The sequence below is a fragment of the Rhodococcus sp. 06-1474-1B genome (assembly GCF_002258885.1).
Lineage (GTDB): Bacteria > Actinomycetota > Actinomycetes > Mycobacteriales > Mycobacteriaceae > Rhodococcoides > Rhodococcoides fascians.
Genome location: NZ_NOYR01000023.1, coordinates 590,273 through 612,040, shown reverse-complemented (window position 1 = coordinate 612,040; position 21,768 = coordinate 590,273). Strand labels below are relative to the sequence as shown.

Here is a 21,768-nt window from a genome sequence, read left to right as displayed (position 1 = left end):
CTCATGCTCCGGTGGTCGCGGCCTGCGTGTAGCCGGCGTAGCCGTTGGCCTCGAGCTCGTCGGCCAGCTCGGCGCCGCCGGACTTGACGATCTCACCGTTGACGAAGACGTGCACGAAGTCGGGCTTGATGTAGCGAAGAATGCGGGTGTAGTGCGTGATCAGCAGCACTCCCCCGTCTTCACGCTCCTTGTACTTGTTCACGCCCTCGGACACCACGCGCAAAGCGTCGACGTCGAGACCGGAATCGGTCTCGTCGAGGATGGCGATCTTCGGCTTGAGCAGTCCCAGCTGCAGGATCTCGTGACGCTTCTTCTCGCCGCCGGAGAAACCCTCGTTGACGTTGCGCTCGAGGAAGTTCGCCTCGATTTCGAGCTCGCTCATGGCGGTCTTGGCTTCCTTGACCCAGTGCCGCAGCTTGGGGGCTTCGCCGCGCACGGCGGTGGCGGCGGTGCGCAGGAAGTTCGACATCGACACTCCGGGCACCTCCACCGGGTACTGCATCGCCAGGAACAGACCTGCGCGGGCGCGCTCGTCGACGCTCATCTCGAGAACGTCTTCACCGTCGAGGGTGATGGTGCCGGAGGTGACGGTGTACTTCGGGTGGCCGGCAATGGCGTACGACAAGGTGGACTTGCCTGAGCCGTTGGGTCCCATGATCGCGTGCGTCTCGCCGGACTTCACGGTCAGATCGACACCTTTGAGGATGTCGATCGGCTCGGCGGACGAGTCGGTGTTGGCGACGCTGACGTGCAGATCGCGGATTTCGAGTGTGGACATCAAAGTTCCTTTGTGCAGTCGAGAAAGGTTCGGTTGGGCCTACGCGCCGACGACGGCGAGCTCGGTCTCGATGGCAGCATCGAGACGCTCGCGTACGGCGGGGACCGGAATCTTGTCGATGATTTCGTGGAAGAAGCCGCGGACGACCAGTCGGCGGGCCACCTCCTCCGAGATGCCGCGAGCACGTAGGTAGAACAGCTGCTCGTCGTCGAATCGGCCGGTAGCACTGGCGTGCCCTGCTCCGACGATCTCGCCGGTTTCGATTTCCAGGTTCGGTACCGAATCGGCGCGAGCGCCGTTGGTGAGCACGAGATTTCGGTTCAGTTCGTACGTCTCGGTGCCCTCGGCCTCGGCGCGAATGAGAACGTCGCCGATCCATACGGTGTGTGCGTCGATGGTGCCGGGTCCGGTTTCGCCCTGGAGCGCGCCCTTGTACATCACGTTCGACTTGCAATGCGGAGCCGAATGGTCGACGAGCAGTCGCTGCTCGAGGTGTTGACCGGCGTCGGCGAAGTACACACCGAGCATGTTCGCGTCACCGCCGGGCGCGCTGTAGCGCACGGTCGGGCTGATGCGCACCAAGTCGCCGCCGAGGCTGACGTTGTAGTGGCGCAACACCGAGTCACGTCCGAGCAGGGCGTGGTGGGCGGCCACGTGCACCGCGTCCGACTGCCAGTCCTGGATCAGCACGACGTGCAACTGCGAGCTGTCACCCAGCACGAACTCGACGTTCTCGGCGTACGTGCCGCTGCCGCGCTGATCGATCACCACGGTGGCGCGAGCAAACGTGCCCAGGCGAATCTGCACGTGTCCGTAGGCGACGTGGTCGACGCCCGGTCCGTCGATCGTGATCTCGATCGGCTCCGCTACCTCGACCTCGTTGGGAACACTGACGATCGTGGCCTCGGTGAAGGCCGAATATGCCTGTGCGGCAATCCGGTCGGCAGGCACGCCGGCCTTCCCGAGTCGATCGTCGTCGCGTCCCACGGTCTCCACGACCACCTGGTCTGCAGCCCCGACGGTGACCTGAGCGGTCCCGTCGGCGACTGCCGAACCGTCGTGCAGGCCGCGAAGGCGACGCAGCGGCGTGAAGCGCCACAGTTCGTCGCGGCCCGACGGCACCTCGAACGCGTTCACGTCGTACGACGTGAATTGAGCGCCCTTGTTGGCGACGAGCTTCGACTTGTCTTCCTTGGCGGAATCGGGGTTCTCGGATGCCACGGCACCCATGACTCCGGTGAGGGGGTTGTTCACTTATCCGACCGACCCTTCCATCTGCAACTCGATGAGCCGGTTGAGCTCGAGCGCGTACTCCATCGGCAGTTCGCGAGCAATGGGCTCGACGAATCCGCGGACGACCATGGCCATCGCTTCGTCCTCGGTCATGCCGCGGCTCATCAGGTAGAACAACTGATCGTCGCTGACCTTCGAGACAGTGGCCTCGTGACCCATCGACACGTCGTCCTCACGGATGTCGACGTACGGGTAGGTGTCGGACCGACTGATCGTGTCGACCAGTAGGGCGTCGCACTTGACCGTCGAACGCGAGCCGTGCGCGCCCTTGTTGATCTGGATCAGACCGCGGTAGGACGTCCGTCCACCGCCACGGGCGACGGACTTGCTGACGATGTTCGACGACGTGTGCGGTGCCAGGTGCAGCATCTTGGAACCGGTGTCCTGGTGCTGATCGGGCCCTGCGAACGCGACCGAGAGAACCTCGCCCTTGGCGTATTCGCCGGTCATCCACACAGCCGGGTACTTCATGGTGACCTTGGAGCCGATGTTGCCGTCGACCCACTCCATCGTTGCGCCTGCTTCTGCCTTGGCGCGCTTGGTGACCAGGTTGTAGACGTTGTTCGACCAGTTCTGAATGGTCGTGTACCGGCAACGACCACCCTTCTTGACGATGATCTCGACCACGGCGGAGTGCAGCGAATCGGACTTGTAGATCGGCGCGGTGCAGCCCTCGACGTAGTGCACGTAGGCACCCTCGTCGACGATGATCAGCGTGCGCTCGAACTGGCCCATGTTCTCGGTGTTGATCCGGAAGTAGGCCTGCAGCGGGATGTCGACGTGCACGCCCGGCGGGATGTAGATGAACGATCCACCGGACCACACTGCGGTGTTCAACGCAGAGAACTTGTTGTCGCCTGCCGGAATGACGGTGCCGAAGTACTCGCGGAACAGCTCCGGCTGCTCTTTGAGTGCGGTGTCGGTGTCGAGGAACAACACACCCTGCGCCTCGAGGTCCTCACGGATCGAGTGGTAGACGACCTCGGACTCGTACTGAGCGGCGACACCGGAGACGAGGCGCTGCTTCTCGGCCTCGGGGATGCCGAGCTTGTCGTACGTGTTCTTGATGTCCTCGGGCAGGTCGTCCCACGTAGCGGCCTGCTTCTCGCTGGACCGCACGAAGTACTTGATGTTGTCGAAGTCGATGCCGTCCAGGTCGGAACCCCAGTTGGGCATGGGCTTGCGGTCGAAGGTCTTGAGAGCCTTCAGACGGGCTTCGAGCATCCACTCGGGCTCGCTCTTCTTGGCCGAGATGTCACGGACGACAGCCTCGGACAAGCCGCGCTTGGCGCTCGCGCCGGCCACGTCGGAATCGGCCCAGCCGTATCCGTAGGTGCCGAGCGATGCGATGGTCTCGTCCTGAGTCAGCGGCGCGGCGGGTGTCACCTGGTCTGGTGTGACGGTCATGCGGGCTCCTTCCGGAGGCGTGTGCGTTCTCCGACACGGGGCTGCGTGTCGGACGTCATCTTGTGTGAACTATCTGTCGATACGTCGGTATCGGATCGACCGCTCCTCGATCGCGTCGAGGTGAGCGGTACGTGTGTGGTGCAAGCGCAGTTGCCGTTCGCAATGGTGGCAAGACGCTGCACATGCGTGCCGAGGATCTCGGCGAACGCTGCTTGTTCGGCCTCGCACAGTTCGGGAAACTCTGCTGCGACGTGCGACACCGGGCAATGGTGTTGGCAGATCTGCACTCCGTTGCCGACTTGCCGCGTGGTGGCCGAGAATCCCGCCGCACTGAACGCGTCGGCAATTCTTCCCGCCGCCGTTTCCACGGCATGTGCGTCGGAACCGGTCGCGGGTTCGACGTCGGCAACGATGGTGTTGACGCGTTGGCGCGCGAACGTCTCGATGGCGTCGCTGCCACCGATCTTGCGCAGCTGCCGCATCGCGGCTCCGGCCAGATCGTCGTAGGTGTGGCCCAGCCGATTGCGGCCGGCTGCCGTGAGCTGAAAATGCTTGGCCGGTCGCCCGCGTCCACGCTGACGTGCTCCGGGCGGGGTGGTGATCCTGGCCTCGCCTGCATCGATGAGCGCATCGAGGTGGCGCCGGACACCGGCCGCGCTCAATCCCAGGCGAGTGCCGATATCGGACGCGGTGATGGGGCCTTCTTCGAGCAGTAGGGTGACCACCGCGCCCCGCGTCTGCCCCTCGGGGGCCGATGCCGGTCGCACCGACGACGCGCCTGCTCCGGCGGTCGATGGATCGACGCTTTCCGGACGCACGAGCGAGCTCTCGGTTGTTTTCACAACACCAGTGTGACGGAATTGTTTCACCTGGTCCAGCAAGGGTGCCCTATCCCTCAGGTGAATCCGAGCCGGGCGACGCAGGCCGCGGAGTCCGGAGGACCGGGTGAATCGCGCCATGGCACACAGCTACGCTCCCACTGTGCCATCGACCGAGAGTGAGCAGAGTTCCGAGAACTCGCCTTCCGCGACCGGTGCCAGCTCGTCCCCCGATCCCGAGAACCCCGAATCCACGCGCGGCACGTTGCTGCACAGGATGATTCTCACCCCTGCGCGTCGCGTGTTCGGCCTGGAACCGACCCCACCGGGTGCCGGTGTCGCCACGTTGCACGGCGACGAGCCGGAGGCGCCCGGTCTCGATCCCGCCGAGACCGTTCAGCTACGGAACATTCGCCGTTTCGGAGCCGCGGGCGCGCTGCTGATGGCGATCGGCGCGCTCGGCGCGGGTGCGCAGCCGGTGCTGCAGAACCCGATCGCGGGCGTCCGATTACTGAGTCTGCCGTCGCGCATGGCCACGTCGGCTCTGACGGTGACCATGACGGGAACCGTCGTCGTGGTCCTCGCGTGGCTACTGCTCGGCAGGTTCGCGCTGGGGCGGACGCGATCGGGCGCGACCCCTCGCCGCCTGTCCAGATCGCAGATGGACCGAACTCTGCTGCTGTGGATCCTGCCGCTGAGCGTCGCACCGCCGATGTTCTCGCGCGACGTCTACTCCTACCTGGCCCAGAGCGAGATCACGGCCCGCGGTCTCGACCCCTACGAGATCGGCCCCGTGGATGCACTGGGGGCCGACAACGTCCTGACCCGGACGGTGCCCAACATCTGGCGAGAGACTCCGGCACCCTACGGTCCGCTGTTCCTGTGGATGGGGCGCGGAATCACGTACTTGACCGGCGAGAACATCGTCGCCGGCATCTTCCTGCACCGACTGCTCGCCTTGGCGGGAGTCGCGCTGATCGTCTGGGCGCTGCCGCGTCTCGCACGCCGCTGCGGGGTCGCGTCGGTCACGGCACTGTGGCTCGGTGCAGCGAATCCGCTGTTGCTGTTCCACCTGGTCGCCGGAATTCACAACGAGGCCCTGATGATCGGGCTCATGCTCGCGGGTACCGAACTGGCGCTGCGTGCGATCGAGCGCCCGGGTGCGTTGCGCAGCACCGATATCGCGTTCCTCGTCGGCGGAGCGGGTGTGATCGCACTCTCGTCGACGATCAAGATCCCGTCGCTGATAGCGCTGGGGTTCGTCGGCATGGCGCTGTCGAGACGGTGGGGCGGCACTCTGAGATCGGTCGTCTACGCTGCGCTGCTGCTCGGCACGATCGCCGTTGCCGTCCAAGTCGCCGTGAGCCTGGGTAGCGGACTCGGATTCGGTTGGATCCACACTCTGGGTACCGCGGGGGTGGTGCGCAGCTGGATGTCGATTCCCACGATTCTCGGCCTGGCTACCGGATTCGTCGGCGTGCTGCTCGGGCTCGGCGATCACACCACTGCTGTGTTGAGTCTCACTCGACCGATCGCAGCCGTCGTCGCCGGCGTCATTGTCATCCGCATGCTTGTTGCTGTCCTGAGGGGCCGACTGCACTCGGTGGGAGCGCTGGGGGTGGCGCTGGGAGCAGTGGTTCTGCTGTTCCCGGTAGTCCAGCCCTGGTACCTGCTGTGGGCGGTGATTCCGCTGGCCGCATGGGCCACCACTCCGTCCTTCCGGCGTCCCGCCATTGCCTTCTCGTCCCTGGTCAGCGTGATCCTCATGCCGAACGGCAGCGAATACCAGCCGTTCCAGATCGTGCAGGCCGCGGTGATGACCATCCTGACCATCGTCGTGTTGTATCTGCTGACACGGAACCGGCTGCCGTGGCCCACGCGCAGCGGACCACCGGCACCCGAGCGGCACACCGACGAATACGCTGAGTCCTCGTGATCTCCGGGACGTCGAATGCGGCGCAACCTGTCGTGCAGTTGACCGACGTGCGCAAGTCCTACGACGGCACCACCGCCGTCGACGGACTGAGCCTGAGCATCGGTGCGGGTGAAGTTCTCGCGCTGCTCGGCCCGAACGGTGCCGGAAAGACCACCACCGTCGAGATGTGCGAAGGCTTCGTCGTACCCGACAGCGGCACGGTCAGAATTCTCGGCCTCGACCCCATCGCCGAGTCCGCCCAGCTCCGACCCCGCATCGGCGTCATGCTGCAGGGAGGCGGTGCCTACCCGGGGTCCAAGGCAGGCGAAATGCTCGAGCTCGTCGCCTCGTACTCGGCCGACCCTCTCGACACGACGTGGCTGCTCGACTGTCTGGGCCTGACCTCGGCGGTCCGCACACCCTATCGGCGGTTGTCCGGTGGCCAGCAGCAGCGACTGGCGTTGGCCTGTGCCATCGTCGGCCGCCCCGAGTTGGTGTTTCTCGACGAACCGACAGCCGGACTCGACGCCCAGGCCCGACTGCTGGTGTGGGAATTGATCGACGCACTTCGACGCGACGGCGTCGGCGTTCTACTGACCACACATCTGATGGACGAGGCCGAGCAGCTGGCGGATCGGTTGACGATCATCGACAACGGCCGCATCGTCGCCTCCGGATCCCCGTCCGAGCTCACCAAGCAGGGAGCCGAGGGACAGCTGCGCTTCTCCGCTCCCCCAGGTCTCGATCTGTCCCTGCTCGACGCGGCCCTGCCCTCCGGTTACGTACCGTCGGAGACGTCACCGGGGTCGTACGTGGTCACCGGAGTGATCGAGCCGCAGATCCTGGTGGTCGTCACCTCCTGGTGCGCACAACAGAACGTGCTTGCGACGGAGTTGCAGGTCGATCAGCGGCGGCTCGAGGACGTCTTCCTCGAACTGACCGGCAGAGAATTGAGGATGTGACGGTGCGCAGAGAAGCCCGGCTCGCCGACAACCGTTTCGAGACAGGACTGTTCGCGCCGCGCCCACAGCCGGCGTCGGCCGCCCGGATGCTGTTCGCGCAGTCGCGTCTCGAGCTGAAGTTGTTGCTGCGCAACGGTGAGCAGCTGCTGTTGACGATGTTCATTCCGATCACGCTGCTGATCGGACTCACTCTGCTGCCGTTCGGTGAGCTCGGCGACGACCGCGTCGCGCGGGTCGTGCCGGCGGTGATGATGGTGGCCATCATGTCGACGGCATTCACCGGACAGGCGATCGCCGTCGGGTTCGATCGACGCTACGGCGCCCTCAAGAGACTCGGTGCCACGCCTCTCCCACGGTGGGGAATCATCGGCGGCAAGTCGGTAGCCGTCGTGATCGTGGTGATCATGCAGTCGGTTCTGCTGGGCTCGATCGGCGTCGCCCTCGGCTGGCGACCGAGTCCGGCAGGTCTGCTGCTGGGAGCGGTCGTCATCGCTTTGGGGACGGTCACGTTCGCCTCGATGGGGTTGCTACTCGGCGGCACCCTGCGGGCGGAGATCGTGTTGGCATTGGCCAACGTCGCCTGGTTCGTGATGCTCGGGATCGGCAGCGCGGTGTTCGTCGACGACCAGATTCCGCAGGGCCTGCAGAACGTCGCACGGATAGTCCCGTCCGGCGCACTCGGCGAGGCGCTCAACCGCGGTGTGGCCTCGTCGTTCGACCTCTTCGGGATCGCCGTGCTGCTCGTCTGGGCTGCGGTCTGCGGCACTCTTGCGGTCCGAACCTTCAAATTCACCTGAGCGAGGCTTTCCGCCGGTCGCTCTACCCAACGACGCTGTGTAGTTGATCGGCGTTTACCATCGTGGAGTGCCCTACCTCCTACGGAAGCTCTACGGCGTGTTCCTGCGCCTCGTGGCCTACCTGCCCCTGCCCTCGCTGCGGGTACAGCGGGTGCTGGCATTCATCGCCATCCTCACCCAGGGCGGCATAGCCGTCACCGGTGCGGTGGTTCGAGTGACCGGCTCCGGGCTCGGGTGCCCCACCTGGCCACAGTGCTTCCCCGGAAGCTTCACGCCGGTCGGAGTATCCGAGGTTCCGGTGCTGCATCAGGCAGTCGAGTTCGGCAATCGACTGCTCACCTTCGTGGTGGTCATCGCCGCTGCGGCGGTCGTTCTCTCTGTCACTCGCGCGGCCCGGCGGCGCGAGGTGTTGCTCTTCGCGTGGTTCATGCCGCTGGGAACCGTCGTGCAGGCCGTCATCGGTGGCGTCACCGTGCTGACCGGCCTGCTGTGGTGGACAGTGGCCATTCACCTCGTGGTGTCGATGGCAATGGTCTGGCTGGCTACCCTGCTGTTCGTCAAGGTGGGTGAAACCGACGCCGCGCCGAAGTCGTTGCCCACCGTCCCCGCCGCGCTACGCGGGCTCACTGCTCTGTCCGGCGTCGCGCTGACCGGCGTACTGATCGCCGGGACGATGGTGACCGGTGCCGGCCCGCACGCCGGCGACAAGAGCATCGACGAGCCGGTACCGCGCCTGGGCATCGAGATCGTCACGCTGGTGCACGCCCACTCGCAATTCCTGGTCGGGTATCTCGCGCTGCTCGTCGGGCTCGGTTTCGCTCTGTACGCGGTCGGAGCGCCGACTGCCGTCAAGCAGCGGCTGCACGTTCTGGTGGCGATCGTGCTGGCCCAGTCCCTGATCGGCCTGGTGCAGTACTTCACGGGCGTTCCCGCAGTACTCGTCGCGTTCCACGTTGCCGGTGCCGGTGCCTGCACGGCTGCCACGGCTGCGCTGTGGGCATCGTGCAGAACACGCGGGCCTGCGGTTGCCGATCGGGAAGCCGACGTGGACAGGGTCGCCGCAGCGTCCTGAGGCCCGGCAGTCTTCGGGTGTCGGCTCCTCAGCCGGCTCGACACGCGCGTGTCCGAGCACAGCAGTTTCGAATCGCAGTGGAGGGGCAGCCGACCTCCCCCTCAGATGGCCGACTGCCCCTCCACTGATTTCGACGCATAGGACCGCGAGACGGTTCCCGTCGAGTCGAAAAAACTTTGCGACTCTCGTCCTACCCGACGATGGCCTGGTTGCGGGCCTTGGGGAACTTCTTCTGCCGAGCGACCCAGCCGGCCATCTTCTCGTAATGGCCCGGTGCCGGATTGACCGAACTGACCAGCTCGCGGTCCCACTCCGCCTCGGTCAGTTCGTCGAACCTGGCGACTATCGCGTGTGCGACCGCTGTGGACGGAACCACCTGGTCTCCGAGCACTCCGTCTGCGCCGACCAGCGTGAGCCGGGTTCCGGCCCGACCGATGGGTTGGATCACCACACTTGCCGAGTTGCCGTGATCGGCGAGAAAAGCCTTCACAGCCGCGAGAGTTCCCTTCGGAACCTCGTTGGACGTGTCCTTCTCGTTGCCCGCACTGTCGATTTCGGTAGCCATGCAGACACGATACCGAGGTCGTCCACCGTGGCGGCATCGGCCCGCCGAATCGCTACTGATCGGTAACTTGTCGCACCCGTCGTGGAAGCGTGCGTCCGCTCTCGAACTCACATCGCTCCCGTGTAGAACAGGGATATGCGTGCCATTCGAGTAGACAACACCGGCGGACCCGAGGTCATGGTCGTCGTGGACGTGCCCATTCCCGAGCCCGGACCGGGGCAGGTTCTCGTGCGCGTCGACGCCATCGGGATCAACTACATCGACACCTACTTCCGCCGCGGCCTGTATCCACGGTCCCTGCCCTACATCCCCGGCGACGAGGGTTCCGGAGTTGTCCACGAGGCCGGCCCTGACGTCACCGCGTTCGCTCCTGGGGACCGCATCGCCTGGGCGGCCGCGCCGGGTAGCTATGCCGAGTTCGTCGTCGTGGACGCCTCGTCCGCCATATCCGTTCCCGACGGCGTTCCGGCCGATCAGGCGGCGTCGGCGCTGCTCCAGGGCATGACTGCGCACTACCTGATCGAGTCCACCTACCCGGCGCGCAGCGGCGACACGGTCCTCGTGCACGCGGGCGCGGGAGGCGTCGGACTACTGCTGACCCAGATGGCGGTCGGAAAGGGCGTACGGGTCATCACGACGGTGTCCACCGATGCCAAAGCAGAGCGGTCGGCCCAGGCCGGTGCCGCCCACGTACTGCGGTACGACGACGACATTGCGGCCCAGGTTCGCGAGCTCACCGGCGGCGAGGGCGTCCATGCCGTCTACGACGGTGTCGGAGCCGACACGTTCGAGGCCAGTCTGGCGTCGCTGCGCATCAGAGGCACGCTGGCCCTGTTCGGTGCTGCGAGCGGACCGGTACCGCCGTTCGACCCACAACGGCTCAACGGGGCCGGATCGGTGTTTCTGACCAGACCCACGCTGGCGCATCACATACGGGACCGGGCCGAGCTCGAATGGCGTGCGGGCGATGTGTTCGAGGCGTTGTCGAGCGGCGCTCTGACGGTCGAGGTCGGCGCTCGCTACGAGCTCGAAGATGTCGCGCAGGGACATATGGACCTGGAAGGACGTAAGACGACCGGTTCGATCGTTCTCGTCCCCTGATCGGGTCCAGATGTGAGGAGGCGCTCGCTCAGGAGACCAGCTGGGCGAGCGTCTGCCAGCCGAGGACAGAGTCGACGGCGAGGCCGCAGAACACCAGCGCCAGGTATTCGTTGGACAGGATGAACAGTTTGAGAGGCTTGACCGGTGTTCCAGCCCGCACGCCTGCGTACAGGCGATGCGCCACTACGAGGAACCAGATTCCCGATGCCACCGCGATCACCGCGTAGACGACGCCGGAGCCCGGGGCCAGTGCCAACGTCGCAGCAACCGTGGCCCACGCGTAGAGCACGATGTGCTTGGTGACCTTGGTCTCCGACGCGACGGCAGGAAGCATCGGGACGTTGGCCGCCTGGTAGTCCTCCTTGTAGCGAAGCATCAAGGCCCACGTGTGCGGCGGTGTCCACAGGAAGATGACGAGGAACATCACCAGCGCCTGCCAGCCGATCGTGCCGGTGACGGCGGACCAGCCGATCATGACCGGCATGCAGCCGGCGGCACCGCCCCACACCACGTTCTGCGAAGTTCGGCGCTTGAGCACCAGGGTGTAGACGAAGATGTAGAAGCAGATCGTGACGACGGCCAGCACGCCGCTGAGGAGGTTGGTCGTCGCCCAGAGCCAGAAGAACGAGAACACTCCGAGGACGAGACCGAACACCAGTGCGTGCGACACAGGCATCGCGCCGCGGGCCAACGGCCGCTTCTCGGTGCGCTTCATCACCTTGTCGATGTCTGCGTCGACCACCATGTTCAAGGTGTTCGCGCTCGCCGCGGCCAGCATTCCACCGAACAAAGTGGTGAGAATCAGCCACGGGTCCACGTGACCGCGATCTGCCAGCAGCATCGCGGGAATGGTCGTGACGAGAAGTAGTTCGATGACCCGAGGCTTCGTCAGCGCGACATAGGCCAGGAAGAGAGCCCACGCTCTGCGCGGCGCCGACGCCGGCGCGGCGTGTTCGGTGTCGCCCTGGTCGTCTGCTCCGAATCCGGGGCCGCCGGCGAAACCGTGTCCGCCCGGCTGCTGCCCAATTCGCACTGCGTCTCCTCGCACGACTGTCGTTCTCTGGCGCTCGGCCACTTGCCACGCGCCGTCGGGCACGCGGGTTCGTTCCTGGCGGCCGACCGATCCTGGGAGAACCGCCTCACGAGGACCTCGGCCACCGACGCGCACGCGGATGGTCCCGGTTCGGAAATTGCCCCCGGGAGCCGTCGAGCATGCGCCTACTACAGACGATGGTAGACGTCGGGGTTTGCACGTCCAATTCGCAGGGCACCCAAACCGAAGAACGATGCGGCGACGCCACACACGTTCGTGCTCCGACGGGGGAAGGCACGACAGTAGCGTCGGTCGGAACTAGGCTGGTGGGGGACGTCCTTCGGCATCGACTACGTTCGCGCCTCACGCAGGCGCTGTGCAGTTACCGCCGAGCGACGAATCCTCGGAGCCACAACTCGAACGAATGTCAGGAGATTTCTGCTCGTGTCGATCACAGACGATATTGACGTCCTCACCACGGCGCACCACCCCAGCGACTGGACGGACCTGGACACCCGGGCGGTCGACACCGTTCGTGTCCTGGCAGCGGACGCAGTGCAGAAGGTCGGCAACGGCCACCCCGGAACCGCGATGAGCTTGGCTCCCCTCGCGTACACCCTCTTCCAGCGCACCATGCGCCACGACCCCACCGACACCCATTGGATCGGCCGCGACCGTTTCGTGCTGTCGTGCGGTCACTCGAGCCTGACCCTGTACCTGCAGCTCTACTTGGGCGGTTTCGGTCTCGAGCTCGCAGACATCGAAGCACTGCGGACCTACAAGTCCAAGACCCCGGGGCACCCCGAGTTCCGCCACACCGACGGCGTCGAGATCACCACCGGCCCTCTCGGTCAGGGACTGGCATCCGCTGTGGGAATGGCAATGGCATCGCGCCGTGAACGCGGACTGTTCGATCCCGAACCTGCGCTCGGCGAGAGCCCGTTCGATCACTTCATCTACGTGATCGCCTCCGACGGCGACATCGAAGAGGGCGTCACGTCCGAGGCGTCGTCGCTCGCTGGCACCCAGCAGCTCGGCAACCTGATCCTGTTCTACGACGACAACAAGATCTCGATCGAGCACTCGACCGACATCGCCCTGTCCGAGAACACCGCCGCGCGGTACGAGGCCTACGGGTGGCACGTACAGGTCGTCGAGGGCGGCGAGAACGTCACCGCGATCGAGGACGCCATCGAGGCCGCCAAGGCCGTCACCGACAAGCCGTCGATCATCGTGCTGCGGACCATCATCGGGTTCCCGGCTCCGACGATGATGAACACCGGTGCCGTCCACGGTGCCGCGCTGGGCGACGACGAGGTCGCGAAGGTCAAGCAGGCCCTGGACTTCGACCCGGCCAAGACGTTCGAGGTCAGCGACGAGGTCATCGGCCACACTCGCAAGCTCCAGGAACGCGGCCGCGCCGCACACAACGAGTGGATGACGCAGTTCGAGTCCTGGGCAGCCCGTGAGCCCGAGCGCAAGCAGTTGCTCGACCGTCTTCAGCAGGGCACGCTGCCCGAGAACTGGACCGACGTGCTGCCCACGTGGGAGCCCGGCAGCAAGGCCGTCGCCACGCGTGCGGCGTCGGGCGAGGTCCTCAACGCCGTCGGACCCGTTCTTCCGGAACTGTGGGGCGGCTCGGCCGACCTCGCAGGCAGCAACAACACCACGATCAAGGGTGCGAAGTCCTTCGGCCCCACGTCGATCTCCACCGACGACTGGGACGCCGAGCCCTACGGCCGCACGCTGCACTTCGGTATCCGCGAGCACGCCATGGGTGCGATCCTGTCGGGCATCGTCATGCACGGTCCGACCCGCGCGTACGGCGGAACGTTCATGCAGTTCAGCGACTACATGCGGCCGTCGGTTCGCCTGGCGTCGCTGATGGACATCGATCCCATCTACGTATGGACCCACGACTCCATCGGCCTCGGCGAGGACGGCCCGACGCACCAGCCGGTCGAGCACCTCGCGGCCCTGCGTGCGATTCCCAACCTGTCTGTCGTACGCCCCGGTGACGCCAACGAGACGGCCTACGCCTGGCAGTCGGTGCTCGCCAGGTCGAGCAGCAGCGGGCCCGTCGGCCTGGCGCTGACGCGTCAGGGCATCCCGATCCTGGAAGGCACCAGCTTCGAGGGCGTCTCGAAGGGTGGCTACATCCTCTCCGAATCGTCGAAGGCCAGCCCTGACGTCGTCCTGATCGGCACCGGTTCCGAACTGCAGTACGCAGTGGAGGCCCAGAAGCTGCTAGAGGCGCAGGGCATCGCGGCACGCGTGGTGTCGATGCCGTGTGTCGAGTGGTTCGAGAGCCAGGACCAGAACTACCGCGACCAGGTCATTCCGCCCACCGTCAAGGCGCGGGTGTCCATCGAGGCCGGCATCGCGATGCCGTGGTGGAAGATCGTCGGCGGTTTCGGCGAGATCATCTCGCTCGAGCACTATGGCGAATCTGCCGATGCGGCAACACTTTTCCGCGAGTTCGGCTTCACGGCCGACGCCGTCGTCGCGGCCGCGCAGCGCTCCATCACCAACGTGAAGGGATAACTCATGACCCAGAACAAAAACCTTGCCGAGCTGTCCGCCGCCGGAATTTCGGTCTGGCTGGACGACCTGTCCCGCGACCGCATTCGGTCGGGCAACCTCAAGGACCTGATCGACACCAAGAGCGTCGTCGGCGTGACGACCAACCCGTCGATCTTCCAGGCCGCATTGAGCAAGGGCGATGCTTACGACGAGCAGGTCACCAAGCTCGCCGGCGAAGGTGCCGATGTCGAGACCACGATTCGCACCGTCACCACCGACGACGTCCGTGAGGCGTGCGACATCCTCGTACCGCAGTACGAGGCCAGCGCGGGCGTCGACGGCCGCGTGTCGATCGAGGTCGACCCCCGCATGGCGCACGACGCGGACAAGACGTACGAGCAGGCCGTCGAACTCTGGAAGATCGTCGACCGTCCGAATCTCCTCATCAAGATTCCGGCAACCGAAGAAGGCATCCCCGCCATTGCCAAGGTGATCGGTGAGGGAATCAGCGTCAACGTGACCCTGATCTTCTCCGTCGAGCGCTACGAGCTGGTCATGAACGCGTACCTCGAGGGTCTCGAGGCCGCCCGCGCCGCCGGTCACGACCTCGACAAGATCCATTCCGTGGCGTCGTTCTTCGTGTCCCGCGTGGACAGCGAGATCGACTCCCGCCTGGACGCCATCGGCACCCCCGACGCCGAGGCCCTCAAGGGCAAGGCCGCGCTGGCCAATGCGCGCCTCGCGTACGTGGCGTACCAGCAGGTCTTCGAGGTGGCTCCTCGGTTCCGCGAACTCGCGGGCAACGGTGCACGTCCGCAGCGGCCACTGTGGGCTTCGACGGGCGTCAAGTCCGACGCCTACCCGGACACCATGTACGTCACCGAGCTCGTCTCTCCGAACACCGTGAACACGATGCCGGAGAAGACCATGGACGCGGTCGCAGACCACGGCGAGATCGTCGGCGACACCGTCTCGGGTAAGGGACCGGAGTCGCAGGAGATCTTCGACCGCATCTCCGCCCTGGGAATCGACCTCACCGACGTCTTCCTGACGTTGGAGAACGAGGGCGTCCAGAAGTTCGAGGCTGCGTGGAACGAGCTGCTCGAAGCTACCGAGGAGCAGCTCCGCCAAGCAGGTCAGAAGAGCTGACCTGTGCCCACCGCAGACACAGAAAACCTGAATTCCGCGGACTGGCGTAATCCACTTCGCGACGCGCGAGACAAGCGGCTCCCCCGCATCGCCGGGCCGTGCAGCATGGTCATCTTCGGGGTGACCGGTGACCTCGCGCGTAAGAAGCTCATGCCTGCGGTGTACGACCTGGCGAACCGGGGGCTCCTACCCCCCGGTTTCGCCCTGGTCGGCTTCGCTCGCCGTGAGTGGCAGAACCAGGATTTCGAGAAGATCGTGCACGACTCGGTACGCGATCATGCTCGAACTCCGTTCAGCGAAGAGGTGTGGAACACCCTTGCCGAGGGCTTCCGGTTCGTTCAGGGTTCGTTCGACGACGATGCCGCGTTCGACGAGTTGTCGCGGACTCTCACCGAGCTGGACACCACCCGCGGCACCGGCGGCAACCATGCCTTCTACCTCTCGATCCCACCCGGCGCGTTCCCTGTTGTACTGCAACAACTTTCACGCTCCGGACTGGCCCAGGCGCAGGACGGCAACTGGCGACGCGTCGTCATCGAGAAGCCGTTCGGTCACGATTTGCAGAGCGCCAAGGAGCTCAACGCGATCGTGAACCGAGTGTTCCCCGAGGACACCGTCTTTCGGATCGATCACTACCTGGGCAAGGAGACGGTGCAGAACATTCTCGCGCTGCGCTTCGCCAACCAGTTGTTCGATCCGATCTGGAACGCGCACTATGTGGACCACGTGCAGATCACGATGGCCGAGGACATCGGATTGGGTGGCCGCGCAGGCTATTACGACGGAATCGGGGCAGCCCGCGACGTCATTCAGAACCATCTCCTCCAGTTGCTCGCGATCACTGCGATGGAGGAGCCGGTGAGTTTCAACCCCACCGAGCTGCAGTCCGAGAAGATCAAGGTGCTCTCGGCGACCAAGCTCGCCGAGCCGCTCGATCGCACGTCCGCCCGCGGGCAGTACTCCGCCGGGTGGCAGGGCAGCCAGAAAGTGAAGGGGCTCAAGGAGGAAGAGGGGTTCGACTCCGAGTCGAACACCGAAACCTACGCCGCCATCACCCTCGAGGTCGACACTCGGCGCTGGGGTGGAGTTCCGTTCTATCTGCGTACGGGAAAGGCGTTGGGCCGCAGAGTCACCGAGATCGCAATGGTGTTCAAGCGTGCCCCCCATCTGCCGTTCGACGCCACCATGACCGAGGAACTGGGGCAGAACGCACTGGTCATTCGAGTCCAGCCGGACGAGGGCGTCACGATGCGCTTCGGTTCCAAAGTTCCCGGGTCCAGCATGCAGGTGCGCGACGTCAGCATGGACTTCAGCTACGGCCAGGCGTTCACCGAGTCATCTCCGGAGGCGTACGAGCGACTGATACTCGACGTACTCCTGGGTGAGCCCTCACTGTTCCCGGTCAACGCCGAAGTGGAACTGTCGTGGAAGATTCTCGACCCGATTCTCGAGTACTGGGCCTCGGGCGGCACCGCCGAACCGTACGAGGCCGGCACCTGGGGTCCGTCCTCGGGTGACGAGATGATGCACCGCACCGGACGCGAATGGAGAAGGCCGTGATTGTCGACATTCCCGCCACCACGACGGCCGAGGTCGGCAAGAAGCTCGTCGAGGTTCGTGAAGCAGGTGGCGCGGTCACCATCGGCCGTGTGCTGACCTTGATCGTCGCCAGCCGTGATGCGAGCAAGGCCGAACGGGCGATCGATGCCGCGAACGAGGCGAGCCGGGAACATCCCTGTCGCGTCATCGTCCTCATCCACGGTGATCGGTCCGCCGAGTCGAGTCTCGACGCCCAGATCCGCGTCGGTGGAGACGCCGGCGCGTCCGAGGTCGTCGTACTACGACTGAACGGCGAGCTCGCCGATCACGAACACAGCGTCGTCATTCCGTTCCTGCTGCCGGATACGCCGATCGTCGCCTGGTGGCCGGACGAGGCACCGACGGTACCGGCGAAGGATCCACTGGGCCGGTTGGCGATCAGGCGGATCACCGACGCCACCAATTCGTCGGATACCACCGCAGCGATCAAGGGACGGCTGAGCAGCTACACCGAGGGTGATACGGATCTGTCGTGGAGCCGAATCACCTACTGGCGCGGCCTGCTGGCGACTGCCCTCGATCAGGCACCGTTCGAGGCCGTCACCTCGGCCACCGTGTCGGGACTGGCAGAGGAGCCTGCACTCGACATTCTGGCCGGCTGGTTGGCGGCGAAGCTCGACGTGCCGGTCTACCGGCGAGCCGGCGAGCTCAAGGTCGAGCTGACCAGGGAGAACAGCAGTATTTCGCTGACCCGTCCGCAGACTGGAAAAACCGCCACACTGCGGCGTACCGGTCAGCCCGACGCTCAGGTTGCTCTGGCACGTCGCAACACCCGCGAGTGCCTGGCCGAGGAACTGCGGCGGCTCGACACGGACGAAATCTACGAACTCGCCCTCCACGGTCTGTCGAAAGTGAGCTATGAGTAATCAGTCGGTCCTCCGATACCTCGACGCACAAGGGCTGGTCGATGCCGCCCGCACTCGCTTCGTCGACGTTGTCGTCGCGGCGCAGGCCGAGCGCGGTGTCGCGTCGGTGGTGTTGACCGGAGGCGGGACAGGAATCGCCCTCCTCGAGGCATTGCGCGCGGATTCCGGGGCCATCGACTGGTCGCGGGTGGATATCTACTTCGGTGACGAGCGCTTTCTGCCCTCGGGCGACCCCGAGCGCAACGAGGTCCAGGCATCGGACGCGCTGCTGAAGCACGTGGACGTGCACCCGGATCGACTGTTCACGATGGCGACGTCGGACGGTGCCTACGGCTCCGACCCGGAAACGGCTGCGGCGGCGTACGCACAGACGCTGCACTCACGGGCCGACGACGGTCAATGCCCCGACTTCGACATCCACCTGTTGGGTATGGGCGGCGAGGGCCACATCAACTCGCTCTTCCCGCACACCGACGCGGTGCGCGAACAGCATCGCTTCGTCGTGGCCGTCGAGGACTCCCCCAAGCCGCCGCCGGTACGCATCACACTCACCCTGCCCGCCGTCCGGAGGGCGAAGCACGTGTGGTTGCTGGTGTCCGGTGCAGGGAAGGCCGAGGCCGTTGCCGCCGCCGTCGGCGGAGCAGCGTCCGACGACTGGCCGTCGGCCGGTGCCATCGGCGCGGAATCGACGGTCTGGTTCGTCGACGAGGCAGCGGCCTCACAGCTGGACCGGTGATCGGCTCGAGCCACAGCTGACAGCAGACGTACTGCGGCGTCGATTCAGGAGATTCACTCCCCTGAATCGACGCCGTAGTCGTTCGAACCGACGCCGTCCGAAGCACTGCCGTCCGAACCACGCATGGACTCGCCGTCGTCACCGAGTCCGCCTCGGAAGTCCGCATACCGCGATCGAGCGATCACCCGATACGCCGTCCCGTCCCGCCACGCGTCGAGAGTGTTTCTGCACGTCCTCATACCCGGTTGGACGCAGACTGTCGGCCACCGGTTCCGCGGCAGCGCAGCGAGACGTACGGTGCTAGCCGCTGTTGCGTAGTGCCGTGGCCAGGCCGTTCATCGTCAGCAGGATTCCTCGTTTGACCCGTTCGTCGTCGTCGCCGTTGCGGTATCGACGCAACATCTCGACCTGCATCTGGTTGAGAGGTTCCAGGTACGGGAACCGGTTGTGTACCGATCGCTCCAGCGCCGGGTTGTCCTCAAGCAGTCGACTGTGACCGGTGATCTTCAGATACATCCGAACGGTGGTGGCGTGTTCGGCCTCGATCATGCCGAAGATGCGTGCGCGGAGGTCGGCGTCGGGAACGAGTTCCGCATACCGAGCGGCGATGCCCAGATCGGACTTGGCCATGACCTGCGCCAGGTTGGACAGCACAGTGCGGAAGAACGGCCACTTTCGATACAGATCCGCGAGTACCTCCAGCTTGGAGTCGTCGTCACCGACCCACTCCTCGAACGCCGATCCGGTGCCGTACCAGCCGGGCAGCATGACGCGGCACTGACTCCACGACATCACCCAGGGGATAGCACGCAGGTCGTACACGGAATTCGTCGGCTTACGCGACGCCGGACGCGACCCGATGTTCAACTCGCCGACCTCGGCAACGGGCGTGGACGTGCGGAAGTACTCGACGAACCCGGGCTCCTCGTGCACCAGCCGGCCGTACGCTGCCCGAGCTTTGGCCGCGAGATCGTCCAGAACGTCGTAGGCGGCCTCGGCGCCGTCACCCAATCCTTCGAGGTCGAGCAGCGTCGATTCGAGTGTGCCCGCGACCAACGATTCGAGGTTGCGCCGCGCCATCGACGGTTCGGCGTACTTCGCTGCAATGATCTCGCCCTGCTCGGTGAGACGAAGCGATCCCTGCACCACGCCGGGCGGTTGCGCCAGAATCGCGTCGTAACTGGGGCCGCCGCCGCGCCCGACGGTGCCACCGCGACCGTGGAAGAGTCGCAACCGAATTCCTGTCTTACGGGACGCTTCGAGCAGGTCGAGTTCTGCCCGATACAGCGCCCAGTTGGCCGCGAGATAGCCACCGTCCTTGTTCGAGTCCGAGTAACCGAGCATGACCTCCTGGTTCATGCCTCGACCGGCGACGAGAGCTCGATAGATCGGAACGTCGAGAGTGGCGAGCAGCGTCGCGGCACCCTGCTGCAGGTCCTCGATCGTCTCGAAGAGCGGCACGACACCCACCGTCGACGTAGGTGCCGAACCGTCGACGCCGGGATCGAAGATCCCCGCTTCCTTGAGCAGCAGGGCCGCCTCGAGCATGTCACTGACGGACTGACACATGCTGATGATGTAGTTCTGAACGGTGTCCGGGCCCAGGTGGTCGATGGCCTCCTTGGCCGCCTTGACGATGCCCAGTTCCTTCGCAGCGAGGTCACTAAGTTGCGCGGTGGGCCCGATCAAGGGACGCCGAGTGGCGAGTTCGTGGGACAGCACCGACACGCGCTCGTCCTCGTCGAGAGACCGGTAGTCCTGATGAACCCCGGCCCAGGCCAACAGCTCCGCGACCACTTCCTCGTGGGTCTCGGAGTTCTGCCGCATGTCCAGAGCCTGGAGATGAAATCCGAACGTCTCGACCGATTGCCGCAGTCGAAGCAGCCGATCGTCGGCGATCAGACCGTCTCCGTCGGCCCGGAGCGCGCGGTCCAGAGTGTCGAGATCGTCGAGGACTTCCTGCGGGCTCGCATACGGGTTGGCACCGAGATCGATTCCGGACACCGGAACCGCGTCGAGCACCGCCCGTGCCGTTGCTGTCAGCCGGGCCCGGATACCGACAACGGCAACACGGTACGGTTCGTCGGCCCGGCGGTCGTCCGGTTCCGCAGACGCCTCGGCCAGAGCCTCCAGTTCCTCGGTGACCGCGACGAGCCGCGCGGACATCGACAACTCTTTCTCCAACGCAACCAGTTCGTCGAGGTAGTGCTCGAACGCCACGTAACCGGCCTGATGAGTGGCCGTGTGCACCACCTCGCCGGTGACGTTCGGGTTACCGTCGCGGTCTCCTCCGATCCACGACCCCGGCCGAAGTATCGGCCGCGGCAGCAGGTCGTCCTCCGGCCATCGCGCTCGCAGCGCCGCGCGGACATCGGCATTGAGGGCGGGCATGACATCGAACAGCGAGGACTCGAAGTATCGGAGACCCACTTCGATCTCGTCTTGGATGCGCAATCGCGACAGCCGAATCAGGGCGGTTTCCCACAGCGTCAGCACCTGCCGGCGAATCTGCACGTCGATCACGGCCAATTCCTTGGCGGCTCCGGCGGCTTTGCCCTCCGGGGCAGCCGACGCGACCTCGCGCCGACGCATCAGTGCGGTGATCTTCGATTGGACGTCGAACACCGTTCGACGACGCGTTTCGGTGGGGTGCGCGGTGATGACCGGGGCCACCAACGCGTCGGTCAGCGCGGCGGCGACCTGCTCGCGCGACGGAGCGGCGGCGTCGATCTTCGACCACGTGGCGTCCAGGCTGCTGTCCTGCGGCGGGTCTCCGTTGTCCAGATGAATGGCTCTCCGGCGCTCACGGTGAAGATCCTCGGCCAGGTTCGCCAGCAACGAAAAGTGGCTGAACGCGCGGATCAACGGAACAGCTTGAGCCACTTCGACATCGGTGTACCGGCCGACAGAGTCGTCGCGTTCGATCTCCGAGCGGCGCACCGCGAAGGATTCCACTCGCGCGGACTCGATGAGCTCGAAGACCTCGTCGCCCTCGTGTTCCCGAATGATCTCACCGAGGATGCCGCCGAGATAGCGGATGTCCTCCCGCAGTGGCTCGGTCAACTCTCGCCCGCGAGCTGTCGGTGTGACGAATGCCGGGGAACCGACTGACTCGTAAGAGGATTCGCTCATCCCCCCAGTATCGTCGCTCGGC

The 21,768-nt window shown here is 65.4% G+C and carries 18 protein-coding genes; 10 read left to right on the top strand and 8 right to left on the bottom strand.

The window, feature by feature from the left end:
* Position 1 precedes the first annotated feature (1 nt).
* Genes sufC through CH266_RS13085 form a run of 4 tightly spaced genes read right to left on the bottom strand, consistent with a single transcriptional unit; the run spans position 2 to position 4,356 of the window.
* A complete protein-coding gene (gene sufC / locus CH266_RS13100) occupies positions 2-778 on the bottom strand; it encodes a Fe-S cluster assembly ATPase SufC (protein WP_027497023.1) in 777 nt (258 codons plus the stop codon).
* Positions 779-817: 39 nt separating this feature from the next.
* Entirely contained in the window at positions 818-2,008 is a 1,191-nt protein-coding gene (gene sufD, locus CH266_RS13095; protein ID WP_094715525.1) for a Fe-S cluster assembly protein SufD, read from the bottom strand.
* Between the two features lie 24 nt (positions 2,009-2,032).
* Entirely contained in the window at positions 2,033-3,478 is a 1,446-nt protein-coding gene (gene sufB, locus CH266_RS13090) for a Fe-S cluster assembly protein SufB (RefSeq protein ID WP_027497021.1), read from the bottom strand.
* Positions 3,475-4,356 (bottom strand): helix-turn-helix transcriptional regulator, encoded by an 882-nt coding sequence (locus CH266_RS13085; protein ID WP_303396115.1) that lies wholly within the window; start codon positions 4,354-4,356, stop codon positions 3,475-3,477. The genes sufB and CH266_RS13085 overlap by 4 nt, the downstream gene beginning before the upstream one ends.
* A gap of 217 nt (positions 4,357-4,573) precedes the next feature.
* Between CH266_RS13085 and mptB the strand changes: the two genes are divergently transcribed.
* From mptB to CH266_RS13065, 4 genes are all read left to right on the top strand, one after another.
* Positions 4,574-6,232 carry a polyprenol phosphomannose-dependent alpha 1,6 mannosyltransferase MptB gene (gene mptB / locus CH266_RS13080; RefSeq protein ID WP_205912936.1) on the top strand — a complete coding sequence of 553 codons (1,659 nt, stop codon included), beginning with the start codon at positions 4,574-4,576 and terminating at the stop codon, positions 6,230-6,232.
* Positions 6,229-7,173: an ABC transporter ATP-binding protein gene (locus tag CH266_RS13075; RefSeq protein WP_032372458.1), complete on the top strand. Its 945-nt coding sequence runs from the start codon at positions 6,229-6,231 to the stop codon at positions 7,171-7,173. Before mptB ends, CH266_RS13075 begins: the two co-directional genes overlap by 4 nt.
* Positions 7,170-7,970, top strand: coding sequence for an ABC transporter permease (locus tag CH266_RS13070; RefSeq protein ID WP_027497018.1), 801 nt, complete (start codon positions 7,170-7,172; stop codon positions 7,968-7,970). Before CH266_RS13075 ends, CH266_RS13070 begins: the two co-directional genes overlap by 4 nt.
* 67 nt (positions 7,971-8,037) lie before the next feature.
* Positions 8,038-9,042, top strand: coding sequence for a COX15/CtaA family protein (locus tag CH266_RS13065; protein WP_255175899.1), 1,005 nt, complete (start codon positions 8,038-8,040; stop codon positions 9,040-9,042).
* Positions 9,043-9,232: 190 nt separating this feature from the next.
* Here CH266_RS13065 and CH266_RS13060 read toward each other — a convergent pair whose 3' ends face one another.
* Complete coding sequence (locus CH266_RS13060) at positions 9,233-9,607, bottom strand: hypothetical protein (protein ID WP_027497017.1); 375 nt, start codon at positions 9,605-9,607, stop codon at positions 9,233-9,235.
* Positions 9,608-9,742: 135 nt separating this feature from the next.
* Here CH266_RS13060 and CH266_RS13055 point away from each other — a divergent pair, with 135 nt between their 5' ends.
* Positions 9,743-10,708 (top strand): quinone oxidoreductase family protein, encoded by a 966-nt coding sequence (locus CH266_RS13055; RefSeq protein WP_094715392.1) that lies wholly within the window; start codon positions 9,743-9,745, stop codon positions 10,706-10,708.
* Positions 10,709-10,736: 28 nt separating this feature from the next.
* Here CH266_RS13055 and CH266_RS13050 read toward each other — a convergent pair whose 3' ends face one another.
* The gene (locus CH266_RS13050; RefSeq protein WP_027497015.1) at positions 10,737-11,741 is read right to left on the bottom strand and encodes a heme o synthase; all 1,005 of its coding nucleotides are present in this window, start codon (positions 11,739-11,741) and stop codon (positions 10,737-10,739) included.
* 444 nt (positions 11,742-12,185) lie between these two features.
* Between CH266_RS13050 and tkt the strand changes: the two genes are divergently transcribed.
* Genes tkt through pgl form a run of 5 tightly spaced genes read left to right on the top strand, consistent with a single transcriptional unit; the run spans position 12,186 to position 18,614 of the window.
* Positions 12,186-14,285, top strand: coding sequence for a transketolase (tkt, locus tag CH266_RS13045; RefSeq protein ID WP_032372782.1), 2,100 nt, complete (start codon positions 12,186-12,188; stop codon positions 14,283-14,285).
* Positions 14,286-14,288: 3 nt separating this feature from the next.
* Entirely contained in the window at positions 14,289-15,413 is a 1,125-nt protein-coding gene (gene tal / locus CH266_RS13040; protein WP_027497013.1) for a transaldolase, read from the top strand.
* Positions 15,414-15,416: 3 nt separating this feature from the next.
* The gene (gene zwf / locus CH266_RS13035; RefSeq protein WP_027497012.1) at positions 15,417-16,973 is read left to right on the top strand and encodes a glucose-6-phosphate dehydrogenase; all 1,557 of its coding nucleotides are present in this window, start codon (positions 15,417-15,419) and stop codon (positions 16,971-16,973) included.
* Positions 16,970-17,878, top strand: coding sequence for a glucose-6-phosphate dehydrogenase assembly protein OpcA (opcA, locus tag CH266_RS13030; protein ID WP_027497011.1), 909 nt, complete (start codon positions 16,970-16,972; stop codon positions 17,876-17,878). The genes zwf and opcA overlap by 4 nt, the downstream gene beginning before the upstream one ends.
* Positions 17,871-18,614 carry a 6-phosphogluconolactonase gene (gene pgl / locus CH266_RS13025; RefSeq protein ID WP_027497010.1) on the top strand — a complete coding sequence of 248 codons (744 nt, stop codon included), beginning with the start codon at positions 17,871-17,873 and terminating at the stop codon, positions 18,612-18,614. Before opcA ends, pgl begins: the two co-directional genes overlap by 8 nt.
* A gap of 53 nt (positions 18,615-18,667) precedes the next feature.
* Here the strand turns inward: pgl and CH266_RS25180 are convergent, their stop codons facing one another.
* Together CH266_RS25180 and ppc are read right to left on the bottom strand one after the other, a co-directional pair.
* Positions 18,668-18,853: a hypothetical protein gene (locus CH266_RS25180; protein ID WP_139278435.1), complete on the bottom strand. Its 186-nt coding sequence runs from the start codon at positions 18,851-18,853 to the stop codon at positions 18,668-18,670.
* Positions 18,854-18,914: 61 nt separating this feature from the next.
* A complete protein-coding gene (gene ppc, locus CH266_RS13020) occupies positions 18,915-21,746 on the bottom strand; it encodes a phosphoenolpyruvate carboxylase (RefSeq protein ID WP_032372464.1) in 2,832 nt (943 codons plus the stop codon).
* Positions 21,747-21,768 lie beyond the last annotated feature (22 nt).